The sequence below is a fragment of the Mesorhizobium sp. M0292 genome, from assembly GCF_040321695.1.
In the GTDB taxonomy this organism is placed as follows: domain Bacteria; phylum Pseudomonadota; class Alphaproteobacteria; order Rhizobiales; family Rhizobiaceae; genus Mesorhizobium.
Genome location: NZ_JAMYSB010000001.1, coordinates 502,675 through 525,926, shown reverse-complemented (window position 1 = coordinate 525,926; position 23,252 = coordinate 502,675). Strand labels below are relative to the sequence as shown.

Sequence of the window (23,252 nt, the reverse complement as noted above, 5' to 3'; positions counted from 1 at the left end):
CTCAGCTACTTCCCCCTTCGCCCTGCTTGCGCGTCCTGGCGAGCTTCCTCAGCATGGCGATCTCGCGCATGGCTTCCGCCATCGGCTGCGCCGGATAGCCTCCCCAGATCTCGCCCGCCGGCACGTTGCTCATGAACCCGCTTCTTGCAGCAAGCTTGGCCCCTGATCCGATGGTCAAATGATCGGCAAGGCCAACGCCGCCGCCCATGGTGACACCGTCGCCGACGGTGACGGAGCCGGAAATACCAGAGAGCCCGGCAATAATGCAATTGCGGCCGATGCGAACATTATGGGCGATCTGCACCAGATTGTCGATCTTGGTCCCCTGACCGATGACCGTATCCGACATGGCGCCGCGATCGACGGTCGTGTTCGAGCCGATTTCGACATCGTCCTGAATGATGACGCGGCCGACCTGCGGCACACGCTCAGGGCCTTTGGCGCCGCCGACAAAGCCGAAGCCGTCCTGGCCGATCCTGGCGCCGCCATGAATGATGACGCGGTTGCCGATCAGCGCGTACTGGACGCTGACACCTGGTCCGATATAGCCGTCGCGGCCGATCTGGCATGACGGACCGATAACGGCGTGGGGGGCAATGACCGTTCCGCTGCCGATGGAAGCACGCGGGCCGACGACGGCTCCGGCCTCGATGATCGCGCCTGCCTCGATATGCGCCGTGGTATCGACATGAGCTTGCGGCGAGACCCCGGTTTCGCTGGTCATCGGTCCCGGCGTAGCCGCTGTCGGGAACAGCAGCCGGCCGATCATGGCGAAGGCCTGCTGCGGGCGCGGATGCACCAGAACCGCAATGCCGGCCGGCGCCTTGCCGGCGAACTCGGCGGGACAAAACACGGCCGCCGCCTTCAGCGACTGCATCAGCGCGAAATTGCGCTTGCCGTCGACGAAGACGAGCGCACCCTCGCCGCCTTCGTTGGCTGGCGCCAACGCATCGATCGATATGTGGGCAAGATCGGAATCGACAAGCCATGCGCCGGTCAGATTCGCGACTTCGCCGGCCGTATACCGGCGTGATGGCGCGAAGAACACCGGATCGGTCATTCCAGAAGCAATATCCAGCTTGGTCGGATCAATTCTCTTCCGGACCCCAACGGCCCGGAAGCATCGTTACCGCAAGATCAGAAGCGGCTCGACATGCCGAAGTTGAATTCCTGCACGTCGTCGGTCTTTTCCTTCTTGACGGGCATCGCGTAGTCGATGCGGATCGGGCCGAAGGGCGATGACCACAACAAGCCGACACCAACCGACGCGCGCAACTTCATATCAACCGAGGCCTGAGTGACGCCAGGAGTATCAATCTTGCTGCCGTACAGTGTGGCGGCATCAGCAAACACAGCGCCACGCACGCCAAAGCTTTCCGGAATGACCGGTATCGGGAACTGAGCTTCCGCCGAAGCATTGAAATAGGTGGTGCCGCCGAGGTGGTCACCTGTTGCAATATCCACAGGGCCAATGCCACCATACTCGAAGCCGCGGATCATGCGGTCGCTGCTCTTGAACTGATCGAAGATACGCAGTCCATTATCGCCATAGCCCGCGATATGGCCAGCACCGCCGGAGATCAGGCCGACCAGATCCAACTGTTCTGATAGAGTCTGGTAGACGGTGCCGCGACCGGTAACCTTGACGAATTTGGCATCGCCACCAAGGCCGGCCACTTCCACAGTCGTGGTGGCGTAGATGCCTTCATGCGGGCTCTTCATGTCGTCTATGGTGTTGTAGACCAAGCCGAGACTGACGGACGATTTGATCCAAGGGCTTTCATCAATACCCTCTCGAATTGCGGCAGAAACGTCGCATTTCGAGGGATCATAGGTGCCGCTGGTCAAGCAGTCATCATCATATTTATACTTTTCCTGCGCGATATTGTACGCTAGCTGCGTCGAGATATTATCGGTGATCGGCAGGCCGAAGCGAACCGTCGCACCCAGCGTCTCGCTGTCGTAGTCCGAATAATTTCGCGTCTGCTGGAAGATATCGAAACCGGCGGCGATACGGCGCCCGAGGAAATAGGGCTCGGTGAAGGACAGGCTGTAGTCGCGCGAATTCTTGCCGCCGCCGGCTGAGACCTTGATGTACTGGCCGCGACCGAGGAAGTTGCGCTCCGCAACCGATCCCTCGACGGACGGACCGGCAGTCTCGCCACCGGTCGAATAACCGGCGCCGATCGAGAACTCACCAGTCGACTTCTCGACCACGTCGACCACAAGCACGACCTGGTCAGGCTCGGAACCCGGAACAGTCGAAATGTCGACTTTCTCAAAATAATCCAGCGCTTCCAGCCGCTTCTTCGCGCGCTGAATGAGAACCTGGTTGAAGGCGTCGCCTTCGCTGACATCGAATTCGCGCCGAATGACATAGTCGCGCGTGCGGTCGTTGCCGCGGATTTCGATGCGCTCGACATAGGCCTTGGTGCCCTGGTCGATCGTGTAGACGACCGAAATGGTGTGATTCTCGAAGTTACGGTCGCCGCGCGGCGTCACCTGGGCGAAGGCATAACCAGAACCCGCCACCTTCTCGGTCAGCGCGATGATGGTGTCCTCGACATCCTTGGCGTTGTAGACGTCGCCCTTGTGGGTCTGAACCACCGATTCCAGCGCCTTCGAGTCGACTTCGGGAATGGTGCTCTCGACGCTGACGTCGCCGAACGTATAGCGGTCCCCTTCCTGGACGGTGATGGTAACGGTGTATTGGTTGGTCGTGTCGTCGAGCTCACCGACAGCAGAGACCACCTGGAAGTCAGCATAGCCGTGATTGTAATAGAAGCGGCGAAGCGATTCCTGGTCGGCGCGAAGCTTGTCCTCGTCATAGACGTCGTCACGCAGCACGAAGGACAGGAAGCTTGAGCGCTTGGTGGCGATGACGTCGGACAGGCGGCGACTCGAATAGGCGCTGTTGCCGACGAAATTGACTGCGGCGATCTTGGTGCGGCCGCCTTCGTTGATGTTGAAGACCACGTTCACGCGGTTGTCGCCGAGGTCCATGATCTGCGTCGTCACGGCGGCATCGTCGCGGCCAATTCGCTTGTAGGCAGCTTTCACCGCCTCGACATCGGAGTCCAGCGTTGCCTGCGAGAACGTTCCGCGCGGCTTCAACTGCACGGCGATTGCCAGCGCATTGTCCTTGAGCTTCTTGTTGCCCTGGAACAGAACCTGGTTCACGACCTGATATTCGGCAACCTTGACCACCAGCGTCGAACCGACCTGATTGATCTGAACGTCCGAGAACAGCCCGGTACCAAACAGTGCCTTGACCGCATCGTCGATATCGGCGCTGGAAAACGCCTTGCCCGGCTTGATCGTGATGTAGTTGCGGATGGTGTCGGCGTCTACGCGCTGGTTGCCGTTGACCTCGACTCTCGAGACAACGGCTGCTTGCGCCGCAGATGTGGCAACGAACTGCACGGCGAGCGCACCTGGTACAACCAGAGCGGCGGACATAGCCACCGCGGACGCGGCGCTCAAAAATTTGGATGCTGCCTTCATCGGGCTTTTGTACCTTTTCTCGAAGTCCCCACGGCGAGAAAACCGGACGTGCGGTAATTTCTCCTACCGTATTAACCGGATTTTCCCTACACGCAAGGCTTCAGGTTAATTTGTAATTACTTAACCCTGATGCGTGGCTTTCGCGTCACGCATACCCCCGTGCATGGTAAACGGCGTCTCAACATTGCCGGTGCTGAAGCCAAATTTCTTCATGATTTCAGCACCCAAACAGATCGTTCCAGAAGACGAAGCCCATAAATCCCAGCACCAGAAAGAGGCCGGCCCGGTATCCCATTTCCATCATCCGCTCCGATACCGGACGCCGGAAAACGGCTTCGAGTGCGTAGAACAGGAGGTGGCCGCCGTCGAGGGGGGGAATCGGCAAAAGGTTCAGAATTCCGATCCCGACCGACAGTCCGGCGACGAGCTGCACCAGCCACAGGAAGCCCAGCTTTGCCGCCTGCCCCGACATCTTGGCGATCTTGATCGGGCCGCCCAGCTGGCATTTGTCTTCGCGGCCGACAACGAATCGCTGCAGGAACTGGCCGGTGCGCTGAATGACGTGCCCCGTCTCCTCGACCGCGGCGCCGACTGCTCCGACAGGGCTGTAGGTGATCAGCCTGGGCTGGCCGACATCCTTGTTGTTGACGACGCCGATGACGGCCACCTTGACCTTGTTGCCCAGCGCGTCCAGCTGCTCCATCGGCTCCGGCGTCGCGACGACGGTGACCTCCTTGCCGTCGCGCAACATGGTGAAGGTGATGGCGTCGCCGCCGCGGCCTGAGACCAGGCGTTGGACGTCGGCGAAGGTCTCAACCTTGCTGCCGTCGACGGCGACGAATCGGTCGCCTGGCAAAATGCCGGCCCTTTCGGCTGGACTGCCGGCGGTGACCGCCGCCACCATCGGCTCAAACACAGGGCGGCCATAGAGGGAAAACAGCACGGCAAAGACGGCAATGGTCAAAAGGAAGTTGAACAGCGGTCCGGCCACCACCGTGGCGGCGCGTTTCCAGATCGGCTGCGTGTGGAAGGCGACCTTGCGTTCAGCGTCAGTCAGCGTTTCCAGATCTTCCGAACTCGGCTGGCTCGACGTGGCGCTCATGTCGCCGACGAATTTGACATAACCGCCGAGCGGTATGGCGCAGAGCTTCCAGCGCGTGCCGTGGCTGTCGTTGAAGCCGAGAAGTTCGGGGCCGAAGCCGATCGAAAAGGCCTTCACGCCAATGCCGCACCAGCGGCCGACCAGGTAATGTCCCATTTCGTGAATGAAGACGACCACGGTCAGCACGAACAGAAACGGCACCAGCGTGCCGAGGACAAAGCCTTCCGTGCTGAAAAACGCGTGAAGAATTTCGTTCAAGTCGTGCCCTCAAATTCACCCGCGGCAAAAGGTGTCGCCGCGACTGTGACATCAATCCAGGCGAATCCGTGGCGTGCGCCATTTCTTCGCCGTGAAATATCACTCAAGCCGGAAACAGCCCCTGCGCCGGATGATCGGCGCCCGCCGAAATCCAGCCGATCACGTATAGGGCAAAAGCCGCCGCGACAAGCCCGTCCACCCTGTCCATGACACCGCCATGCCCGGGTATCAACGCGCTTGAATCCTTGCGGCCGTGGCGGCGCTTGACCCAGGATTCGAAGAGATCGCCAGCCTGGGCAACAATCGACAGCACCAGCGCAACCAAGGCGAGGACGCCAAGATTGCCGGCCCCGGCGGCGGCAGCCAGAAGCACGCCGGCGGCCACGCCGCCGACAGCGCCGCCAAGCGCGCCGCTCTGCGTCTTGCCGGGGGATATAGATGGCGCGAGCTTGGGCCCACCGACGGAGCGGCCGACGAAATAGGCGAAGATGTCGGTCGCCCAGACCACGGCGAACAGAAACAGGATTGCGACCAGGCCGGGATGGTCGCCGCCGCGCAGCAGCGCCAGCGATAAGCCGGACAAAGCCGCGTAGGCAAGACCGGCTGCATCCCATTGCGCCGCTCCACGCATACGGGCGCCGACAGCAGCGACCACAACCATGGCCAGGACAAGAGACAGAAGCCACGATGCCGGCACGCCTGCAACCAGGGCGACGACGAAAAACAGAAGCAGCGCTTCGGGAATGAAGCCGAGGGTCGCACCGGCCAAGGGGCGCGACATGCGCGCCCATTCATAGAAGATGACCGCCGATATCCCGGCGCAAAGCAGGCGGAACCACAGCCCTCCCAACCAGGTCAGGCCAAGCGCTATTGCGGCCAGCACCAGCGCCGAGACGATGCGAAGCTGAAGATTGTTCATCCCGCCGCCGATCACGAGGCAGCGACATCTTGAGCGGCAAGCCCGCCAAAACGGCGCTCGCGGCCAGCAAAATCGCGCAATGCGTCGGCCAGGTGTTCGCGGCTGAAGTCAGGCCAGTAGCAAGGCAGAAAAACCAGTTCGCTGTAGGCTGCCTGCCACAGAAGGAAGTTCGACAGCCGAAGCTCGCCACTGGTGCGGATGACCAGCTCCGGATCGGGAATGCCTGCGGTGTCGAGGGCGCCGGCAAAAGTGTCTGCCGTGATCGCCTCTGCGTCGATCTCGCCGCGCGCCACTGCGGCTGCGAGCTTGCGTGCCGTGCGCACGATCTCGTCACGCCCGCCATAGTTGAAGGCGATGACCAAGGTCAGCGATTCATTGCGCGCAGTCAGCGATTCGGCCTCTTCGAGCAGGCCCCTGATGTCCGGCTGCAGCCCCGCCCTGTCACCGATGATCCTGACGCGCACGCCGTTCTGGTGCAGTTCGGCCAGATCGCGGCGGATGAACAGCTTCAAAAGCCCCATCAGGTCGCTCACTTCGGCCTTGGGCCGCGACCAGTTTTCCGACGAAAAGGCGTAGACGGTCAGGAAGGAAATGCCGAGACCGGGCGCGGCGCGCACCGTCTTGCGCAGCGCTTCGACGCCGGCGCGATGGCCGGCAAGCCGCGGCATGCCGCGCGCTTTGGCCCAGCGTCCGTTTCCATCCATGATGATCGCGACATGCGCGGGCGTTGCCATTGTCTCGCTTTCGGGCCGGTGTGGGCCGACCCTAGACCTGCATGATTTCAGCTTCCTTATCGGAAAGCAGGTGATCGATGGTGCTGATCGTTTCGTCGGTCAGCTTCTGGACCTGATCGGAGCGCTTGCGCTGATCGTCCTCGCTGATGTCGCCGTCCTTTTCCGCCTTCTTCAAGAAGTCCATGCCGTCGCGACGGACATGGCGCACCGCAACGCGGGCGTTCTCGGCGTAGCCATGCGAAATCTTGACCAGTTCCTTGCGGCGCTGCTCGTTGAGCTCGGGCAGCGGAATTCTGAGATTGGTGCCGTCGACGATCGGATTGAAGCCGAGATTGGATTCTCTGATGGCACGGTCGACCGCGCCGACCATCGACTTGTCCCATACCGAAACCGAGATCATGCGCGGCTCCGGCACCGACACGTTCGCCACCTGGTTGATGGGCATGGTGGTGCCGTAGGCCTGGACCTGGATGGCGTCGAGAAGATTGCTGGAGGCACGGCCGGTGCGCAGCGAAGCCAGATCGTGCTTGAAGGCGGCGATCGCGCCATCCATGCGCCGCTTGAGGTCGTCGAACTCACCACTCATCTTAGTCTCCTCGACCCGTTTGATCCGGGTTCAGTGCTTAGGGCCTATATTCGGACCCGCTTTCAAAAACTGATCCCCTTTTTAGGAGAGTATACTCCGGGTCACTCGTCGGCGACGATCGTGCAACGGCCGCCGCCCCGCAGAATATCGCCGAAACCACCTTTTTCGTGGATCGAATAGACGATTATCGGGATGTTGTTTTCGCGCGCAAGTGCAATTGCGGCGGTATCCATGATCGAAAGGCCCTTGTTGATGACTTCGGCATGGCTGATGCGCTCGAAGCGGGTCGCATTCGGATCCTTCTTGGGATCGGCCGAATAGACGCCGTCGACCTGGGTGCCCTTGAACAACGCGTCGGCGCCGATCTCGGCGGCGCGCAAGGCCGCGGCCGAATCGGTGGTGAAGAACGGATTGCCGGTGCCGCCGGCGAAAATGACGACCTTGCCCTGGTTCATATAGGCGGTGGCCTGGCGCTGGGAAAAACTCTCGCAAAGTTCGGGCATGGCGATGGCCGACAGCACGACGGCATCGACGCCGATCTTGTTCAGCGAGGTGCGCAGCGCCAGCGAGTTGATGACGGTGGCCAGCATGCCCATGTGGTCGCCGGTGACGCGGTCGCCGCCCTTGGATGCCACCGCCACGCCGCGAAAGATATTGCCGCCGCCAATGACGACGCCGACCTCGATGCCAAGTGCGCGGGCTTCGGCGATGTCGGCGGCGATTCGGTCGACCACCGAGACATCGATGCCGAAATGCTGCTCGCCCATCAACGCTTCGCCCGACGCTTTCAGCAGGACACGTCGATAGAGGGGCTTTGCCGTCATCTGGACCTCGTCATTGTTGCGTGTGGCAGCCTGGGCAGGCCGCCCTCGCGCGGGCGCCGCCGCTGGCGCGATGCCGAGTTCCGATACACGAAGGGCGCCGCGATGTCCCGCGGCGCCCCTCGCCCAAATCCGCCTTCCCGTCGCGGCCCGTCAGTTGCTGGTGATGCTGACGGCGTCGCCCTCGACCAGCAGCGGCGGCGCATAACCCAACGGCTTGTCGCCGGTCACGGCGCCGCCGGTAACCCGGGCTTGTATGTCGGAACCGAAATAGGCGTACGGGAATGGCGGCGGTGTCTTGCTGACCGTATCCAGCCGCGCGCGAAGCTCGGCGGGTAAAGTGAAATCCAACGCCGCCAGATTGTCCTGCAACTGCGCCAGCTTGGTGGCGCCAAGAATCACGGTGGCGATGCCCGGTTGCGTTGCCACCCAGTTGAGCGCGACCTGCGCCATGCTGCGTCCGAGTTCGGCGGCAACTTTTTCGAGCTCCGCCACGATCGCCCAGTTGCGCTCGGTGAACTTCTGGAACCCCGGATGAGTGGTGTTGCGAAAGCCGTCGAGCCGGCCGGCATGGCCTTCCTGCGTCGGCCGGTACTTGCCGCTGAGCAGCCCGCTGGCCAGCGGGCTCCACACCATGATTCCTGCGCCATGGCGGGTGCCGAAGGGCACGAACTCATTTTCGATCGAACGCTCCGCCAGCGAATATTCAAGCTGCAGGGCCGACACCGGCTCGTAGCCGCGCCACTCGGCGATCGTCTGCGCGCGGGCAGCATACCAAGCCGGCACATCGGACAGGCCGACATGGCGAATTTTGCCCGCACGCACGAGATCATCCATCGTGCGCATGACCTCCTCGGCCGGCGTCAGCCCGTCCCAGACATGGAGGAGGTAGAGGTCGATATAGTCAGTGCCCAACCGCTTCAGCGAGGCGTCCACGGCGCGCAAGATGTTCTTGCGGCCATTGCCACCGGCGTTCGGATTGCCGGGCTCCGCGTTGAAGGTGAATTTCGTGGCGATCACGGCTCTGTCGCGCAAGCCTCGCTCGGCGATGAATTCGCCGAGCCAGGTTTCGGCTGTGCCGCCGGTGTAGAGGTCGGCGGTGTCGAAGAAATTGCCGCCGGCCTCGACATAGGCGTCGGCCATGGCGCGCGCGGTTTCCCTGTCCGCGCCCCAGCCCCATTCGGTGCCAAAGGTCATGGTGCCCAGTGCCAACCGGCTGACGCGCAGGCCGCTGTTGCCCAGTGTGTAATAGCTCATGGTCATGGTGTTTTTCCTATCCTGATTTCTTGACGCCGGCTCACTGGCCAGGCGTCATCTTGACCCAGGGATTGCCGCGCTCATGCGTGGCGCGGAAAACGAAGCCGTCGACTTTCCAGCCAGTCCCGGAGCGAACCAGATGGTGCTCGTAGGTGCCCCAGACTTCCCACAGCGGGTCGCCATTGCCTTCCATCCGGTTCCCGGCATAGCCGTTCGAAGAGACGGTCGCCGCGTCCGCCTCAAAGATCACCTGGTGATTGGTGCGCAGATGCAGGCTGGTCTTGCTGCCCCTGAGGTTGCCGGCCCAGGTACCGATCAGATCGTCGGAGGGGATGGTGGCGGCAGGCTGTCCTGACAGGCTGCTGAAGTCGACGGTGACACGGTCGGCGAAATAGGAGCGGGCAAGCTTCCAGTCCTGCGCATCGACGGCACGGTCGATGGCATCGGCGATGCGGATGACGGCGCGTTCGTCGGCGAGCCCGCGCCAACCGGACGGCTCGGCGCCGCCGGCATCAGCCGGCGCCAGAGCAAGGGCTGCGGCGAAGGTAGCGTGTTTCAAGGCATTCATCTCTCTTCTCCTTGTGCATTGGTGACGGCAATATGGGTCAGCCTGTCGGCATCGAGAACATTGAAGTGTTCGCAAGGACTATGCGATATCATGCATGAATGGATCGGGATCTGCTCAGTCATTTGCCTGTCATCGTCGCCGTTGCCCGACGCGGCGGCTTTGCGCTAGCTGCGGCCGAACTGGGCATGTCCCCATCCGCCGTCAGCCATGCGGTGCGCCTCGTGGAGGAGCGGATCGGCCAGCCGCTGTTTGCGCGCACCACGCGCAGCGTCTCGCTGACGGAAGCCGGCAAGGCGCTGGTGGAGACGGCAGCCCCTGCCCTCCAGGATATCGCCGACCGGATGGACCGCATCCGAGCCATCAAGGGCCGGCCCTCCGGCTTGCTCAGGTTGAACGTTCCCAACATCGCCGTTCCACTTGCCGTCACTCCCGTGGCCGCCGCGATGGCTGAACGCTATCCTGATGTGACCATCGAATTGCTCACCGACCAGGGGCTGGTGGACATTGTCGGCGAGGGTTTTGATGCCGGCATCCGGCTGGGCGAGATGATCGCACAGGACATGGTCACGGTCCGGCTGACGCCGCCATTCAACGCCGTGATCGTCGCCTCCCCCGCCTATGTCGGCCGGCATGGCCGTCCGCGCGGTGTGGCGGATCTTTCGGACCACAATTGCATCGGCTACCGGCTTGTGCGCTCCGGCGCACTCTATCGCTGGGACCTGACTGAGGACGGCAAGGATGTCGTGGCCGAGACGAAGGGTACGGTCATCGTCACCGATTCGCTGGCCGCGATCGACCTTGCGCTTGCCGGCGTCGGGCTGACCTATGTGTTCGAGCCGCTGGTGCGCGCGGAATTGGCCGCCGGCCGCCTCGTTCAGATCCTGCCGCAAACGGCGATCGAGGAGCCCGGCCTCTTCCTTTACTTCCCGCGCAGGGCGTCGACGGCGCCAAAGCTCAGGGCCTTCATCGACACCGCACAAGAAATCGGCCGAGCATCCTTGCGGACACCCGGCCGAGTTGCCTGAGCTGAGAAGCCCTTTTCGGGGCTATTTTTAAAACTACTTCTTCACCGCCGCCGCGACTTCCGCCGCGAAATCGGTCTCTTCCTTTTCGATGCCTTCGCCCAGCGCAAAGCGCAGATAGGCGGAGATCTTGGCCGGAGCGCCGATGTCCTTCTCGGCATCCTTCAGCGCCTGCTCGACAGTGATGTCGGGATTGAGCACGAAGGCCTGCTTGAGGAGCACGACTTCCTCGTAGAACTTGCGCAGGCGGCCTTCGACCATCTTTTCGATGATCGCTTCCGGCTTGCCGGACTGGCGCGCCTGGTCGGCGAAGATCGCCTTCTCGCGCTCGACCGCTGCCGGATCGATCTGCTCGGCGGTCAACGCCAGCGGGTTGGTGGCGGCGACATGCATGGCGACCTGGCGGCCAAAGGCGTTGGCGGCATGCTCATTGCCCGTCGTCTCGATCGCGACCAGAACGCCGAGCTTGCCAAGACCATCGGCAACCGCATTGTGGACGTAGGTTGCGACAGCACCGTGCGGGACGGTGAGCTTGGCCGAACGGCGGAAGCTCATGTTCTCGCCAATGGTGCCAACCGCGTCCTTGATGGTGTCAGTGACCGACTTGTCCGAACCCGGATACTTTGCGGCAGAGACAGCCTCCGTCGTGCCATAAGCAAGCGCGACCTTGGCGACATTGCGAACGATCTCCTGGAACTGCTCGTTGCGGGCCACGAAATCGGTCTCGGAGTTAACCTCGACGATGGCGGCCTCGCGGACGCCGGAGTCGACGCCGATCAGGCCTTCGGCGGCAGTACGGCCAGCCTTCTTGTCGGCCTTGGAAATGCCCTTCTTGCGCAGCCAGTCGACGGCCTCTTCGATGTTGCCGTTGGTCTCGGTCAACGCCGCCTTGCAGTCCATCATGCCCGCGCCGGTCAAGTCGCGGAGTTCTTTGACCTGTGCAGCCGAAATGCTCATTGTCGCCTCTTTGTTTTAAATGCACCGACGCACCACCGGTACTCGGTGATGCGTCCGTCTAGCGTGCCAAATATGAGAATGATGAAGGCCGCAACCGGCCTTCGACTGTCAAGCTTCCGGAGCGTCCGCAGCCGGGGCCGGAGCCGGATCAAGCGCCGGTTCGACCGGAGCTTCGACCGAGGCGCCGATGTCGACGCCGAGCGCGCCCTGCTGGCGGGCGATGCCGTCGATGGCAGCCTTGGCGATCAGGTCGCAATAGAGCTGGATGGCGCGCGCCGCGTCGTCATTACCGGGGATCGGGAAGTCGATCTTGTCCGGATCGCAGTTCGAATCGATGATGGCGACGACCGGAATGCCGAGGCGCTTGGCCTCGAGAATGGCGATCGCTTCCTTGTTGGTGTCGATGACGAACATCAGGTCGGGGGTCGAGCCCATGTCCTTGATACCGCCGAGCGCCTTGTCGAGCTTCTCGCGCTCGCGGTCGAGGTTCAGGCGTTCCTTCTTGGTCAGGCCCTGGGCCTCACCGGCCAGCATCTCGTCGAGCTTGCGCAGGCGCTGGATCGAATTCGAGATCGTCTTCCAGTTGGTCAGCATGCCGCCGAGCCAACGCGAGTTGACATAGTATTGGGCCGAACGCTGTGCGGCGTCGGCGACGATGTCGGACGCTTGGCGCTTGGTGCCGACGAACAGCACGCGGCCGCCCTTGGCAACGGTGTCGGAAACCTGCTTCAGAGCCTGGTGCAGCAAAGGCACCGTCTGCGACAGGTCGATGATGTGGATGTTGTTGCGGGCGCCGTAGATGTAAGGCGCCATCTTCGGGTTCCAGCGGTGGGTCTGGTGGCCGAAGTGAATGCCAGCTTCCAAAAGCTGGCGCATGCTGAAATCAGGCAGTGCCATTCTTAGTTCCTTTTCCGGTTAGCCTCCACGGACACAGGCATTTTTGGACTTTGTCCTCGAACGCCACCGGAGGTTTCAGCCGGATTTCTCCCGGGCAGACACCAAAGTCCGTGTGTGGAATGAGCGCGCATATAGAGGGGAAGCGCTGCAAACGCAAGCGGTGAGGTGCTTCATCGCTCAGCGTGCGGCAATCAGCGCTCCGGTGCCGATCATGGCGCTGCCGGCGAACCGGTTAATCAGCCGCATGCGTTCGGGCGTCCTGAACCAGCCGGATGCCCTGCCCGCCAGCGCGGCGTAGATGCCCATGGTGAGAATATTGGCGCCGACGACGACTGCCACCACCAGCAGGCCGTCGGCAAACGTCATGGTGTCGAGGTTGAGGATCAGCGGCATGATCGAGGCGTGGAACAGGATCGCCTTCGGGTTGCCGAGCGCCACGGAGGCGCCAAGCAGGAACGAACGCGACAATCCGGTTTGGGGGATTCCTTGCGCGGCCGATTGCGCGGCCGCGGCCCGCCACATCTTGATGCCGAGGAAAATCAGGTAGGCCGCACCGGCGTATTTCAACAGGAGAAACACCCATTCGAAGGTCTGGGCCAGCGCCACCAGCCCGAGCAGTGCCAGGGTGACCAGCACGGCATCGCCGGCGGCAATGCCCATTCCGGCGACGAACGCACGCAGGAAGCCGCGTGCCACGCCGTTGGTGATCACCGTGAACATCGCCGGTCCCGGCGTGGCGGCGGCAAGTGTGATGGCAAGGCAATAAGCCAGGAATGCCGTTAGGGTCACGATCGGCCCTTTCCGTTGGGTACCCGTACGCGCCTGAAGATCGCAACGATCTCCTCGCGGCTGCATTCGATGGCGCCGAGCCGCACCGCCCGGTCGCGCTCGAAGCCGGTTATGTCATAGTGCGGCGCCGATGTCCTGGGCGGCCCCTGGTAGGACGAACGCTTGACGCCAAGCTCGGCGGCGAAACGATGCAGTTCGTCCGTATCGTCGGCCATCAGGTGGCACCAGCGATGGCCGGCCCATTTCCAGATCGCCGCATCGACATAGACCGCCATCGGGAACTGCCATCAAGCCTGCCGTGGCCAGCGCCGCATTGTTGCTATTTCGAGACCGGGCAAGGCTTGGTCTGATCGAACAGCGACAGGTTGACCAGCTTTCCGGTCATCGAGAACTCGCCATAGTCCATTGTGAGGTCGCGGGTGATGCCGTTCTCGTGCAGCTTGAAGCTGATGCGGTATTCCGGCACCTCTTCGCCCGATTTGTCGGTCTCGTCGAAATAGGCGATGTCGACCGGCCAGTATTTGTCGCCGGCAAGCCTGGCCAGCGCCGGCGCTTCGGGGTCGGCCTTGTCGCCCTCGGCCTTCTTGCCGACGATGACGGTGGTGGTCATCACCTTGTTGGCATCCTCCGAACCGTCGAACAGGCTGGTTTCGTAGAAATTCTCGCCCTTCTCGGCCTTGCCGATCAGTTCGACCAGATGCTGGGTCGGGAACTGAGTGGCGGCGAGTTCCAGGCTGTTCTTCTCGGGCTTGTCGATGTCGACCTTGAGGCCCTTGGTCTCTTTCGTGGCGGTGCCCTTGACCTCCTTGTCGAGGTTCTGGTCGACGAAGGATTTGGTCACGAACGAGAAGGTCTTGCCTTCGGCGTCCTCGAACGTGGTCGTCTGCTGGTCGGTCAGCCTGGTGTTGTCGCCGGTGGCGATCTGGGTGACGAAACGGAATTTTACCGTATAGCCCTCGCAGGGCGAGCCGTTGAACTCATAGACCATGCGGCCGGAAATGCCGGTGATGCCCGAGCGGTCCGACGCCTTGTCGAGGGTAAGATCGTAGACGGCGCGATGCGCCTGCAGCGCCGGCACGGCAAAGGCCGGAGCCATCGAGAACAGCACCGGAACGAGAACGGCGTGGAAGGCAAGGCGCGTTGCGCGCATAAGGGGCTCCGATCGTCGCAGCTGATGGCAGGCCGCAGGTAAAGATGGTCCAGCTTAAAAAAAGTCGTGGCGGAAGCGAGGCAAAAATAGCAATTTCGGCCCGGCCAGCGCGGCGTCTCCAAGCAATAGGGAAATACCATGAGTGAAACAATCGAAAAGCGGCTAAGCGATCTCGGCGTGACGATACCTGCCGCCGCAGCGCCCGCCGCGAACTATGTGCCCTATTGCAGGTCCGGCAATCTTTTGTTCACCGCCGGGCAGTTGCCGCTCAAGGACGGCAAGCTGCAGGCAAGCGGCCTGCTCGGCCGCGACGTCGACACGGCAACCGGCAAGGAAGGCGCAAAGTACTGTGCAATCAACATCTTGGCGCAGGCAAAAGCAGCACTTGGCGATCTCGAAAAAATCCAGCGGCTGGTCAAGATCACCGTCTTTGTTGCATCAGTGCCGGATTTCGTCGAGCAGCATCTGGTCGCCAATGGCGCCTCCGATTTCCTGGTCGCGGCCCTTGGCGAGCGCGGCAAGCATGCCCGCTCCGCCGTCGGCACCGCCTGTCTGCCGCTTAATGCCGCAGTGGAAATCGAAGCCGTCTTCGAGGTCGCATGAGCAGGACCAAGACAATGACCGACCTTTCCTGGCTGACCGCCCGGCCGGTGGCGCATCGCGGCTTTCACGACATGAACAAGACGCGCTGGGAAAACACGCTGTCGGCCTTCGCTGCTGCCGCCGAGCGCGGCTATGCGATCGAATGCGACGTGCACCTCTCATCCGACCGCGTTCCCGTCATCATCCATGACGGCGACCTCAAGCGGCTGACCGGCCAGGACGGCTTTGTCTGGCAGCGCACGGCAGCGGAACTGGCGGCGCTCAGGATCGGCGGCACCAAGGACCATGTGCCGACACTGCAAGAAGCGCTCGACCTGGTCGACGGCCGTGTGCCGATGATTGTCGAACTGAAGGGTGTGCCCGGTTACGACGAGGGCTTGGTGGCAAGCGTCGGCAAGATGCTGGAGCGCTACAAGGGCAAGGCGGCGATCATGTCGTTCGACCACTGGCTGGTCCGCGACTTCCCTAGGGATGCGCCTGGCATTCCGGGTGGGCTGACCGCCTACGGCAGGGACAATCAGTTGATCGAGGCGCATTTTGCCATGCTGGCACATGACCTCGCCTTCACCTCCTATGCCGCGGGCGATCTGCCGAACCCGTTCGTCAGCTTCGTGCGCGAAAGGCTTAAAATGCCTGTCATCACCTGGACGGTGCATGACCAGCCGGCGGTGGATCTCACTTTCAAATACGCCGACCAGATGACGTTCGAAGGGTTCGAACCCGATCTGTCAGTGTCGCCTGATGGAAGTGCCTGAAACGTGACTTGTAGCGGCCCCGACAGAGCTTAAATAAGCCCCATGGATCAGGGTGATGAAGGCGACGGGCAAACGGCGAATGCGGAGTTTTCCATCCGCGTCGCCGCCGGCATCAATGCCTTCACCTGCGACGAGTGGAACGGCTTTACCGGCACAACCCGCAGCGACACAGAAAATGGCTATAACCCTCTCGTTTCATATGCTTTTCTGAGCGCGCTTGAAGATTCCGGCTGCGCCGTGCGGCGTACCGGCTGGCAAGGTCATCATCTCAGACTGGAAAATGCCCAAGGCAGATTGCTGGGCGCCGTGCCCTGCTATCTCAAATCGCACAGCCAGGGCGAATATGTCTTCGACCACGGCTGGTCCGATGCGTTCGAACGCGCCGGCGGCAACTACTATCCGAAACTGCAATGCGCCGTGCCGTTCTCTCCGGTCACCGGCCCTCGCCTGCTGGTCAGCAAGGGCGAGGACAGCGCCATTGTGAAGGCCGGTCTCGCAGCGGGCCTGAAGGCGGTGACGGAAAAGCTCGGCGTGTCCTCCGCGCATGTCACCTTCGCCAGTGAAAGCGACGTTGCAACGCTGGAAGCAGCCGGCTTCCTGCACCGCACCGACCAGCAGTTCCACTTCTTCAACGAAGGCTTTTCGACCTATGACGATTTCCTCGCTACGCTGGCATCGCGCAAGCGCAAGGCGATGAAGAAGGAGCGGCGCGAGGCGCTCGCCAACGATATCTCGATCGACCGGCTGACCGGCAAGGACCTGACCGAAAGGGCCTGGGACGATTTCTTCGCCTTCTATATGGACACCGGCAGCCGCAAATGGGGCCGGCCTTATCTCAACCGCAAGTTCTTCTCGCTGATCGGCGAGCGCATGTCCCAGGATATCCTGTTGGTAATGGCCAAGCGCAATGGCCGCTATGTCGCCGGCGCCATCAACTTCATCGGCTCCGATGCGCTCTACGGCCGCAATTGGGGCTGCATCGAGGACCACCCGTTCCTGCATTTCGAAGTTTGCTACCATCAGGCCATCGACTTCGCCATCGAGCGTAAGCTGAAGGTGGTCGAGGCCGGCGCGCAGGGTGAGCACAAGCTGGCGCGCGGCTATCGTCCCGTGACCATGCATTCGGCGCACTACATCGCACATCCCGGCCTGCGCAATGCTGTGGCCGATTATCTCCGGCGTGAGCGGCGCGAGGTCGAGCGGATGGGCGAAATTCTGGAAGAGCATACGCCGTTCCGCAAGGATCTTGAGGAATAGCGATCCGCCCTGCCCTCGCCTGTCGATATCGCCGGACCATCTTGCCGGTCCGGGACAGCTTCGCTACACCGGGAGCATACTCCCGGAGCGCCGCCATGACCGAGGCTTACGACCCCAGCAATATCTTCGCGAAGATCCTGCGCGGCGAAATCCCGTCGCACCGCGTCTACGAGGATGATGCCGTGGTCGCCTTCATGGATGTGATGCCGCAAGGCCCCGGTCACACGCTGGTGGTGCCCAAAGCACCGTCGCGCAATCTGCTCGATGCCGATCCGGCGACGCTCGGCCGGCTGTTCACCACGGTCCAGAAGGTGGCGCTGGCGGTCAAAAAGGCTTTCGGCGCTGACGGGGTCACCATCCTGCAGTTCAACGAACCGGCGTCTGGCCAGACCGTCTACCACCTGCATGTCCATGTCATCCCGCGGTTCGAAGGCATCGCGCTCAAGCCGCATACGGGACAGATGGAGAAGCCCGAAGTGCTGACTGAGAACGCGGCCAGGATCCGGGCAGCGCTGAACGGTTGAGGTGGCGTGCGCCTCAAGGCGATGAGCTCAGCCACAATCCATTACGTCGGTTAGGGAAATATCAAACCACCCGTGATAACGCGCGCCGTACCGGGATGCGTTTGGGTTTTCAAAATCGTGGAACATTCGGTTGCGACATCAGAGCCGTTGGTAGAAGCAGCTGCCGCGCCGTGGATGGCTATGCGAGCGTTCTGATTTCGATCGCCATCTGGAAGGCGTGCGGGTACTTCCTGGGCAAGTTTGCACCCGAGGGCGTCGCCGCCTGACCTAACAACATCTGCCCTGAAAAGCAGGGGCGCTGTGTCGGCAAACCGGCCAGCCAATGAAAAAAGGGCCCGTCACCGGGCCCTTCATAGGCGAACCTTTCAGCTCTTGCGCGGCAGTTGCGGCACCAGGCTGCGCTTGCCGCCATCCTTGCCCTTGGGCTCAGGCTCGTCCTTGCCCTTGGGCTGAGGCTTCTGCGCCACCGCCTTCTTGGCGACGGGCTTCTTGGCCACTGCCTTGCGGGCTTTCGGCGTCTCTTCCGGCTCCTGCTTCGGCTGCACCGGGGCTTCGTCGGCCAGTGATTCGAGCTTCAGGCCGGTTTCGCCGGTTTCCTTCTTCTCGACGGTGACGCGCACCGTGCCGCCCTTCTTGAGCTTGCCGAACAGCACCTCGTCGGCCAACGGCTTCTTGATGTGCTCCTGGATGACCCGGCCGAGCGGCCGCGCACCCATGCGTTCATCGTAGCCCTTGTCGGCCAGCCAGGCGATCGCGTCCGGCGACAGGTCGAAGGTGACGCCCCGCTCGGAGAGCTGGGCCTCGAGCTGCATGACGAACTTCTGCACCACCTGATGGATGACCGGCACCGGCAGCGAGCCGAACGGGATGATCGCATCGAGACGGTTGCGGAACTCCGGCGTGAACAACCGGTTGATGGCCTCGACATCGTCGCCTTCGCGCTTGGTCGATCCGAAACCGATCGCCGCGCGCTGCGCATCGGATGCGCCCGCATTGGTGGTCATGATAAGGATGACATTGCGGAAGTCGATCTGCTTGCCGTTGTGGTCGGTCAGCTTGCCGTGGTCCATGACCTGCAACAGGATGTTGAACAGGTCCGGATGCGCCTTCTCAACTTCATCCAGCAAGAGCACGCAGTGCGGATGCTGGTCGACCCCGTCGGTGAGCAGACCGCCCTGGTCGAAGCCGACATAGCCGGGAGGCGCGCCGATCAACCGCGAGACGGTGTGGCGTTCCATATATTCCGACATGTCGAAGCGGATCAGCTCGACGCCGAGCGAGGCAGCCAACTGCTTGGCGACTTCGGTCTTGCCGACGCCGGTCGGGCCTGAGAACAGGTAGGAGCCGATCGGCTTTTCCGGTTCGCGCAGGCCGGCACGCGCCAGCTTGATCGCCGAGGTCAGCGCGGTGATGGCGGTGTCCTGGCCATAGACGACGCGCTTCAGCTCGATGTCGAGGCCTTGCAGCACCTTCTCGTCGTCTGCCGAAACCGTCTTCGGCGGGATGCGGGCCATCGTGGCGATCGTGGCTTCGATCTCCTTGATGCCGATCGTCTTCTTGCGCTTGGCTTCCGGCACCAGCATCTGCGAGGCGCCGGTCTCGTCGATCACGTCGATCGCCTTGTCCGGCAGCTTGCGGTCGTTGATGTAGCGGGCCGACAGTTCCACCGAAGCCTTGATCGCCTCGTTGGTGAACTTCACCTTGTGGAATTCCTCATAATAGGGCTTGAGGCCCTTCATGATCTCGATGGCGTCCTCGATGGTCGGCTCGTTGACGTCGATCTTCTGGAAGCGCCGCACCAGAGCGCGGTCCTTCTCGAAGAACTGGCGGAACTCCTTGTAAGTGGTCGAGCCGATGCAGCGGATGGCACCCGAAGACAGCGCCGGCTTCAACAGGTTCGACGCATCCATCGCGCCGCCTGACGTGGCGCCGGCCCCGATCACCGTGTGGATCTCGTCGATGAACAGCACGGCGCCGGGATAATCCTCGAGCTCCTTGACGACCTGCTTCAGCCGCTCTTCGAAATCGCCGCGATAGCGCGTGCCGGCCAACAGCGTGCCCATGTCGAGCGCGAAGATGGTGGCGTCCTGCAGCACTTCGGGCACATCGCCTTCAACGATGCGCTTGGCCAGGCCTTCGGCAATCGCCGTCTTGCCGACGCCGGGATCGCCGACATAGAGCGGGTTGTTCTTGGAACGGCGGCACAGCACCTGGATGGTGCGGTTGATTTCGCTCTCGCGGCCGATCAGCGGATCGATCTTGCCGGCCTTGGCCTTGTTGTTGAGGTTGACGCAATAGGCAGTCAGCGCATCCTGCTGCTGCTTCTTCTTGCCGCCTTCCTCCTGCGGCTCGGCGCCGTTCTGGCCGCCCTGCTCGTCATCGGCGCCGCGCGGCGAGCGCGTCTCCGATGCGCCGGGGCGCTTGGCGATGCCGTGCGAGATGTAGTTGACCGCGTCGTAGCGGGTCATCTGCTGTTCCTGCAGGAAATAAGCGGCATGGCTCTCGCGCTCGGCAAATATGGCGACGAGCACGTTGGCGCCGGACACTTCCTCGCGGCCGGATGACTGCACATGGATCACGGCGCGCTGGATGACGCGCTGGAAGCCGGCGGTCGGCTTGGAATCCTCATCGTAACCGGTGACCAGATTGTCGAGTTCGGTGTCGATATAGGTCAGAACGGTGTGCTTCAGCTCGTCGAGATCGACGTTGCAGGCGCGCATGACGGCGGCCGCCTCGGTGTCGTCGATGAGGGCGAGCAGCAGATGTTCTAGGGTTGCATATTCATGGTGCCGCTCATTGGCGAGCGTCAGCGCCTGGTGAAGCGCCTTTTCCAGGCCTTGGGAGAAAGCCGGCATGTTACCTCACTTCTTCTCCATCACGCATTGCAGCGGATGCTGATTCTGTCGGGCGAAATCCATGACCTGAGACACTTTGGTCTCGGCCACCTCGAATGTATAGACCCCGCACTCGCCCACCCCATGATTGTGAACATGAAGCATGATGCGTGTGGCGGCTTCGCGGTCCTTTTGAAAAAAACGCTCCAGGACGTGAACCACGAACTCCATGGGCGTGTAGTCGTCGTTGAGGATGAGGACCCTGTAAAGGCTGGGCTTCTTGGTCTTGGTCTTGGTGCGCGTAATGACGGCTGTGCCGCGACCGGCCTCATTGCCGTCGCCGTCACTTTGCATCCGCACCACGCTTGTCGTGGCAGTCAAACCTGAAGTCACGTAGTCCTGCCTCTTTCGAATCCCCATGGCGAGTTCGATATGTAGGTGTTCGATGGACGATTTTAAGCCCTTCTTGTTAGCTGACAATATGGCTAGGTGGGCAAACCGAGGCGATTTTCAAAATCGTGAACCGCCAAAGCCCCGGAATTGAACCGGCATGAAAAAACCCGGCCGCGCATCCGCGACCGGGTCTGTTTTGCAAGCCCGAAAGGCCGTGCCTGGTATTCTCGAGCGAAATTACTTCGCCTTGGCGACAATCGATTCGAAGGGCTTGTAAGCCTCCTTGGCGAGATCGGCATAGAGATCGCCGAACTTGGTCGCCTCGGCAACGAAGCTCTCATAGCTCTGCTTGGCGAAGTCGGACTGGATCTCGACCGCCTTTTCCAGCGACTTGGCGGAGAACAGCTTTTCGACCGCGGCGCTGCCGGCTTCGAAGCTCTTCTTGGTGTATTCGCCAGCTTCAGTGGCGATCGCTTGCGCGCCCTTGGAGAGCGAGGTGAAGCTCTTCAATCCGGTATCGGCAAACTCCTTGCCGTATTTCGAGAAGTCCTCGTAGGTCTGGGTCATTTGACGTTTCCCTTGGCGTTTTGAAGCGCCCTTGCCTGAGCGCGGTTGTGCAATGCACGAGAATATATTGTGCGCTGCACAAAAGTCAAGATTTCAGCGGCATCAGGCCGCGCTGCGCCGGCAACAGCTCAAATTCGAATAAAGAAAGACTCAAGCCCGAGTAAAATGGTGAACGCGCCGGTTACCATAAACGGATTGGTAACGCTGGCTGCGATAGTTTGACGACAAGTGAGGTCGGATCCCTTTGCCGCCTCCAGGGCAATGAGTTTCAAAGGAACTATCAGTGCGTCAGGCGTTGTCGGTCTTCGGTTCAAAATCCGCATCTTCCCTCAAAACGATCATGATCCTCGCTTTGGCGATGTCATTTGTCGTTGCGGATGCCGCGTCCTCGATGGCCGCCAGGTCTTCGGCGATCGTCGTCGACGCCAAGACCGGCGCGGTGCTTTATTCGTCCGATGCCAACGGCCGGCGCTACCCGGCGTCGCTGACCAAGATGATGACGCTCTATCTGACCTTCGAGGCCATGGCGAAGGGCCGGATCAGCAGGAACACGCCCGTGCCGTTCTCGGCCAAAGCGGCGGCCGAACCGCCGACCAAGCTCGGCGTCAAGGCGGGCGGAGCGGTTTCGGTCGAGACCGCCATCCTGTCGATGGTGACCAAGTCGGCCAATGATTCGGCGACCGCGCTCGGCGAACTGCTTGGCGGCAGCGAAAGCAATTTCGCCCGCATGATGACCGCCAAGGCGCGCGCGCTCGGCATGGACGGCACCGTGTTTCGCAATGCCAACGGCCTGCCCGATCCCGGCCAGTTCACAACCGCCCACGACATGGCGATGCTCGGCATAGCGCTCAGGGAACATTTTCCGCAGTATTACGGCTATTTCTCGCAGCGCTCCTTCCTTTACGGCCGCCAGCGCATCAATGGCCACAACCGTCTGCTCGGCCGCATCAAGGGCGTCGACGGCATCAAGACCGGCTATACCCGCGCCTCCGGCTTCAACCTCGTCTCGTCGGTTTCGGATGGCAACCGCCGCCTCGTCGCCGTCGTCATGGGCGGCACTTCGGGGCGCAGCCGCGACAACCAGATGGCCGGCCTGATCAACGCCTACATGCCGCGCGCATCGACCCGCGGCGGCGGCGCCCTGGTCGCCAAGGCCGGCGGTGACAATCCGGTCAAGGCGCTGGCCAAGGTCTTCCTGCCCAAGCATGACGCGCCGACGCCGGATGGCAAGCCGATCGTTGAAGACGATCCCGTAGCGTCCAATGACGATCCGACATCCGCTGACGAGCAGTCTGCTGAAGGCCAGTCTGCCGACGAACAGACGGTGGCCGCGGTCGAAGAGCCCGCCCCCGTCGTCAAGACCAGGAAGGTCAAGACCGTCATCGTGACGGCGCCGAAGGTCGAAACTGCGCAGATTGTGGCTGCCTATGCCGAACCCACGCCTGTATCCCCACAGGCGGTCGACCCGGTCAACACGGCCTCGGTGCCGGCTGGTTGGGCGGTGCAGGTGGCGTCGTCGCCCAAGCAGTCCGAAGCCCAGGCTTTCCTCGACAAGACCGCCAAGCTGGCGCCCAAAGTTCTTGGGGCTGCTTCCGGTTTCACCGTCGCCTTCGAAAAGGATGGCGAGACCTATTACCGCGCCCGGTTCGGCGGCTTCCGCTCGAAGGACGCGGCCTGGAATGCCTGCAATGCCCTGAAGAAAAAGAAAATCGCCTGCTACGCCGTCCAACAGTAGGGCGGCGTCGGAACCATCTC

23 protein-coding genes are annotated in these 23,252 nt (G+C 62.0%); 6 read left to right on the top strand and 17 right to left on the bottom strand.

All coding sequences use genetic code 11. The features are described 5' to 3' along the window. Position 1: 1 nt before the first annotated feature. From lpxD to NKI96_RS02620, 9 genes are all read right to left on the bottom strand, one after another. Positions 2-1,060 (bottom strand): UDP-3-O-(3-hydroxymyristoyl)glucosamine N-acyltransferase, encoded by a 1,059-nt coding sequence (lpxD, locus tag NKI96_RS02660; protein WP_023693446.1) that lies wholly within the window; start codon positions 1,058-1,060, stop codon positions 2-4. A 77-nt stretch (positions 1,061-1,137) separates the two neighbouring features. Next, on the bottom strand, positions 1,138-3,504 hold the full coding sequence (gene bamA / locus NKI96_RS02655; protein ID WP_023693445.1) for an outer membrane protein assembly factor BamA: 2,367 nt from the start codon (positions 3,502-3,504) through the stop codon (positions 1,138-1,140). Between the two features lie 217 nt (positions 3,505-3,721). Continuing rightward, complete coding sequence (gene rseP, locus NKI96_RS02650) at positions 3,722-4,864, bottom strand: RIP metalloprotease RseP (protein ID WP_023688578.1); 1,143 nt, start codon at positions 4,862-4,864, stop codon at positions 3,722-3,724. A 103-nt stretch (positions 4,865-4,967) separates the two neighbouring features. Further along, positions 4,968-5,783, bottom strand: coding sequence for a phosphatidate cytidylyltransferase (locus tag NKI96_RS02645; protein WP_352802787.1), 816 nt, complete (start codon positions 5,781-5,783; stop codon positions 4,968-4,970). 11 nt (positions 5,784-5,794) lie between these two features. Further along, positions 5,795-6,517: an isoprenyl transferase gene (locus NKI96_RS02640; RefSeq protein WP_023748403.1), complete on the bottom strand. Its 723-nt coding sequence runs from the start codon at positions 6,515-6,517 to the stop codon at positions 5,795-5,797. A 31-nt stretch (positions 6,518-6,548) separates the two neighbouring features. After that, on the bottom strand, positions 6,549-7,103 hold the full coding sequence (frr, locus tag NKI96_RS02635) for a ribosome recycling factor (protein WP_023671027.1): 555 nt from the start codon (positions 7,101-7,103) through the stop codon (positions 6,549-6,551). Positions 7,104-7,204: 101 nt separating this feature from the next. Next, on the bottom strand, positions 7,205-7,927 hold the full coding sequence (pyrH, locus tag NKI96_RS02630; protein ID WP_023671026.1) for a UMP kinase: 723 nt from the start codon (positions 7,925-7,927) through the stop codon (positions 7,205-7,207). Between the two features lie 150 nt (positions 7,928-8,077). Further along, positions 8,078-9,187: an aldo/keto reductase gene (locus tag NKI96_RS02625; protein ID WP_023745113.1), complete on the bottom strand. Its 1,110-nt coding sequence runs from the start codon at positions 9,185-9,187 to the stop codon at positions 8,078-8,080. Between the two features lie 34 nt (positions 9,188-9,221). Continuing rightward, positions 9,222-9,749, bottom strand: a complete 528-nt coding sequence (locus NKI96_RS02620) for a nuclear transport factor 2 family protein (protein ID WP_352802784.1) — start codon at positions 9,747-9,749, stop codon at positions 9,222-9,224. A 98-nt stretch (positions 9,750-9,847) separates the two neighbouring features. On the opposite strand from NKI96_RS02620, the gene NKI96_RS02615 reads away from it, so the two are divergent. After that, complete coding sequence (locus tag NKI96_RS02615; protein ID WP_023754872.1) at positions 9,848-10,774, top strand: LysR family transcriptional regulator; 927 nt, start codon at positions 9,848-9,850, stop codon at positions 10,772-10,774. A 33-nt stretch (positions 10,775-10,807) separates the two neighbouring features. Here NKI96_RS02615 and tsf read toward each other — a convergent pair whose 3' ends face one another. The 5 genes from tsf to NKI96_RS02590 form a co-directional block, all read right to left on the bottom strand. Beyond that, entirely contained in the window at positions 10,808-11,728 is a 921-nt protein-coding gene (gene tsf / locus NKI96_RS02610) for a translation elongation factor Ts (RefSeq protein WP_023684688.1), read from the bottom strand. A 108-nt stretch (positions 11,729-11,836) separates the two neighbouring features. Beyond that, positions 11,837-12,625, bottom strand: a complete 789-nt coding sequence (gene rpsB, locus NKI96_RS02605; RefSeq protein WP_023671022.1) for a 30S ribosomal protein S2 — start codon at positions 12,623-12,625, stop codon at positions 11,837-11,839. Between the two features lie 177 nt (positions 12,626-12,802). Beyond that, positions 12,803-13,414, bottom strand: a complete 612-nt coding sequence (locus NKI96_RS02600; protein WP_023688582.1) for a LysE family translocator — start codon at positions 13,412-13,414, stop codon at positions 12,803-12,805. After that, positions 13,411-13,689, bottom strand: a complete 279-nt coding sequence (locus tag NKI96_RS02595; RefSeq protein ID WP_023671020.1) for a DUF4031 domain-containing protein — start codon at positions 13,687-13,689, stop codon at positions 13,411-13,413. Before NKI96_RS02595 ends, NKI96_RS02600 begins: the two co-directional genes overlap by 4 nt. A gap of 44 nt (positions 13,690-13,733) precedes the next feature. Then, complete coding sequence (locus tag NKI96_RS02590; RefSeq protein WP_023730122.1) at positions 13,734-14,564, bottom strand: cell envelope integrity EipB family protein; 831 nt, start codon at positions 14,562-14,564, stop codon at positions 13,734-13,736. A 138-nt stretch (positions 14,565-14,702) separates the two neighbouring features. On the opposite strand from NKI96_RS02590, the gene NKI96_RS02585 reads away from it, so the two are divergent. From NKI96_RS02585 to NKI96_RS02570, 4 genes are all read left to right on the top strand, one after another. Continuing rightward, positions 14,703-15,167, top strand: coding sequence for a RidA family protein (locus tag NKI96_RS02585; RefSeq protein WP_023693441.1), 465 nt, complete (start codon positions 14,703-14,705; stop codon positions 15,165-15,167). Between the two features lie 14 nt (positions 15,168-15,181). Continuing rightward, complete coding sequence (locus NKI96_RS02580) at positions 15,182-15,922, top strand: glycerophosphodiester phosphodiesterase (RefSeq protein ID WP_023693440.1); 741 nt, start codon at positions 15,182-15,184, stop codon at positions 15,920-15,922. 42 nt (positions 15,923-15,964) lie between these two features. Beyond that, positions 15,965-17,179, top strand: a complete 1,215-nt coding sequence (locus NKI96_RS02575) for a GNAT family N-acetyltransferase (protein ID WP_023693439.1) — start codon at positions 15,965-15,967, stop codon at positions 17,177-17,179. 95 nt (positions 17,180-17,274) lie between these two features. Then, complete coding sequence (locus tag NKI96_RS02570; protein ID WP_023693438.1) at positions 17,275-17,703, top strand: HIT family protein; 429 nt, start codon at positions 17,275-17,277, stop codon at positions 17,701-17,703. Between the two features lie 365 nt (positions 17,704-18,068). Here the strand turns inward: NKI96_RS02570 and clpA are convergent, their stop codons facing one another. The 3 genes from clpA to NKI96_RS02555 form a co-directional block, all read right to left on the bottom strand. Next, complete coding sequence (gene clpA, locus NKI96_RS02565) at positions 18,069-20,558, bottom strand: ATP-dependent Clp protease ATP-binding subunit ClpA (RefSeq protein ID WP_023754876.1); 2,490 nt, start codon at positions 20,556-20,558, stop codon at positions 18,069-18,071. 6 nt (positions 20,559-20,564) lie between these two features. Next, positions 20,565-20,891 carry an ATP-dependent Clp protease adapter ClpS gene (clpS, locus tag NKI96_RS02560; RefSeq protein ID WP_023671012.1) on the bottom strand — a complete coding sequence of 109 codons (327 nt, stop codon included), beginning with the start codon at positions 20,889-20,891 and terminating at the stop codon, positions 20,565-20,567. A 276-nt stretch (positions 20,892-21,167) separates the two neighbouring features. After that, positions 21,168-21,497, bottom strand: a complete 330-nt coding sequence (locus tag NKI96_RS02555; RefSeq protein WP_023671011.1) for a phasin family protein — start codon at positions 21,495-21,497, stop codon at positions 21,168-21,170. A gap of 340 nt (positions 21,498-21,837) precedes the next feature. Between NKI96_RS02555 and NKI96_RS02550 the strand changes: the two genes are divergently transcribed. Then, positions 21,838-23,232 (top strand): SPOR domain-containing protein, encoded by a 1,395-nt coding sequence (locus tag NKI96_RS02550; protein WP_502900245.1) that lies wholly within the window; start codon positions 21,838-21,840, stop codon positions 23,230-23,232. The last annotated feature ends 20 nt before the right edge of the window (positions 23,233-23,252 follow it).

Bases quoted from the DNA above. Each gene is read 5' to 3' on its own strand.
- lpxD (WP_023693446.1), bottom strand. From the start codon at position 1,060: ATGACCGATCCGGTGTTCTTCGCGCCATCACGCCGGTATACGGCCGGC.
- bamA (WP_023693445.1), bottom strand. From the start codon at position 3,504: ATGAAGGCAGCATCCAAATTTTTGAGCGCCGCGTCCGCGGTGGCTATG.
- NKI96_RS02645 (WP_352802787.1), bottom strand. From the start codon at position 5,783: ATGAACAATCTTCAGCTTCGCATCGTCTCGGCGCTGGTGCTGGCCGCA.
- NKI96_RS02640 (WP_023748403.1), bottom strand. From the start codon at position 6,517: ATGGCAACGCCCGCGCATGTCGCGATCATCATGGATGGAAACGGACGC.
- frr (WP_023671027.1), bottom strand. From the start codon at position 7,103: ATGAGTGGTGAGTTCGACGACCTCAAGCGGCGCATGGATGGCGCGATC.
- pyrH (WP_023671026.1), bottom strand. From the start codon at position 7,927: ATGACGGCAAAGCCCCTCTATCGACGTGTCCTGCTGAAAGCGTCGGGC.
- NKI96_RS02625 (WP_023745113.1), bottom strand. From the start codon at position 9,187: ATGACCATGAGCTATTACACACTGGGCAACAGCGGCCTGCGCGTCAGC.
- NKI96_RS02620 (WP_352802784.1), bottom strand. From the start codon at position 9,749: ATGAATGCCTTGAAACACGCTACCTTCGCCGCAGCCCTTGCTCTGGCG.
- NKI96_RS02615 (WP_023754872.1), top strand. From the start codon at position 9,848: ATGGATCGGGATCTGCTCAGTCATTTGCCTGTCATCGTCGCCGTTGCC.
- tsf (WP_023684688.1), bottom strand. From the start codon at position 11,728: ATGAGCATTTCGGCTGCACAGGTCAAAGAACTCCGCGACTTGACCGGC.
- rpsB (WP_023671022.1), bottom strand. From the start codon at position 12,625: ATGGCACTGCCTGATTTCAGCATGCGCCAGCTTTTGGAAGCTGGCATT.
- NKI96_RS02595 (WP_023671020.1), bottom strand. From the start codon at position 13,689: ATGGCGGTCTATGTCGATGCGGCGATCTGGAAATGGGCCGGCCATCGC.
- NKI96_RS02590 (WP_023730122.1), bottom strand. From the start codon at position 14,564: ATGCGCGCAACGCGCCTTGCCTTCCACGCCGTTCTCGTTCCGGTGCTG.
- NKI96_RS02585 (WP_023693441.1), top strand. From the start codon at position 14,703: ATGAGTGAAACAATCGAAAAGCGGCTAAGCGATCTCGGCGTGACGATA.
- NKI96_RS02580 (WP_023693440.1), top strand. From the start codon at position 15,182: ATGACCGACCTTTCCTGGCTGACCGCCCGGCCGGTGGCGCATCGCGGC.
- NKI96_RS02575 (WP_023693439.1), top strand. From the start codon at position 15,965: ATGGATCAGGGTGATGAAGGCGACGGGCAAACGGCGAATGCGGAGTTT.
- NKI96_RS02570 (WP_023693438.1), top strand. From the start codon at position 17,275: ATGACCGAGGCTTACGACCCCAGCAATATCTTCGCGAAGATCCTGCGC.
- clpA (WP_023754876.1), bottom strand. From the start codon at position 20,558: ATGCCGGCTTTCTCCCAAGGCCTGGAAAAGGCGCTTCACCAGGCGCTG.
- clpS (WP_023671012.1), bottom strand. From the start codon at position 20,891: ATGCAAAGTGACGGCGACGGCAATGAGGCCGGTCGCGGCACAGCCGTC.
- NKI96_RS02555 (WP_023671011.1), bottom strand. From the start codon at position 21,497: ATGACCCAGACCTACGAGGACTTCTCGAAATACGGCAAGGAGTTTGCC.
- NKI96_RS02550 (WP_502900245.1), top strand. From the start codon at position 21,838: ATGATCCTCGCTTTGGCGATGTCATTTGTCGTTGCGGATGCCGCGTCC.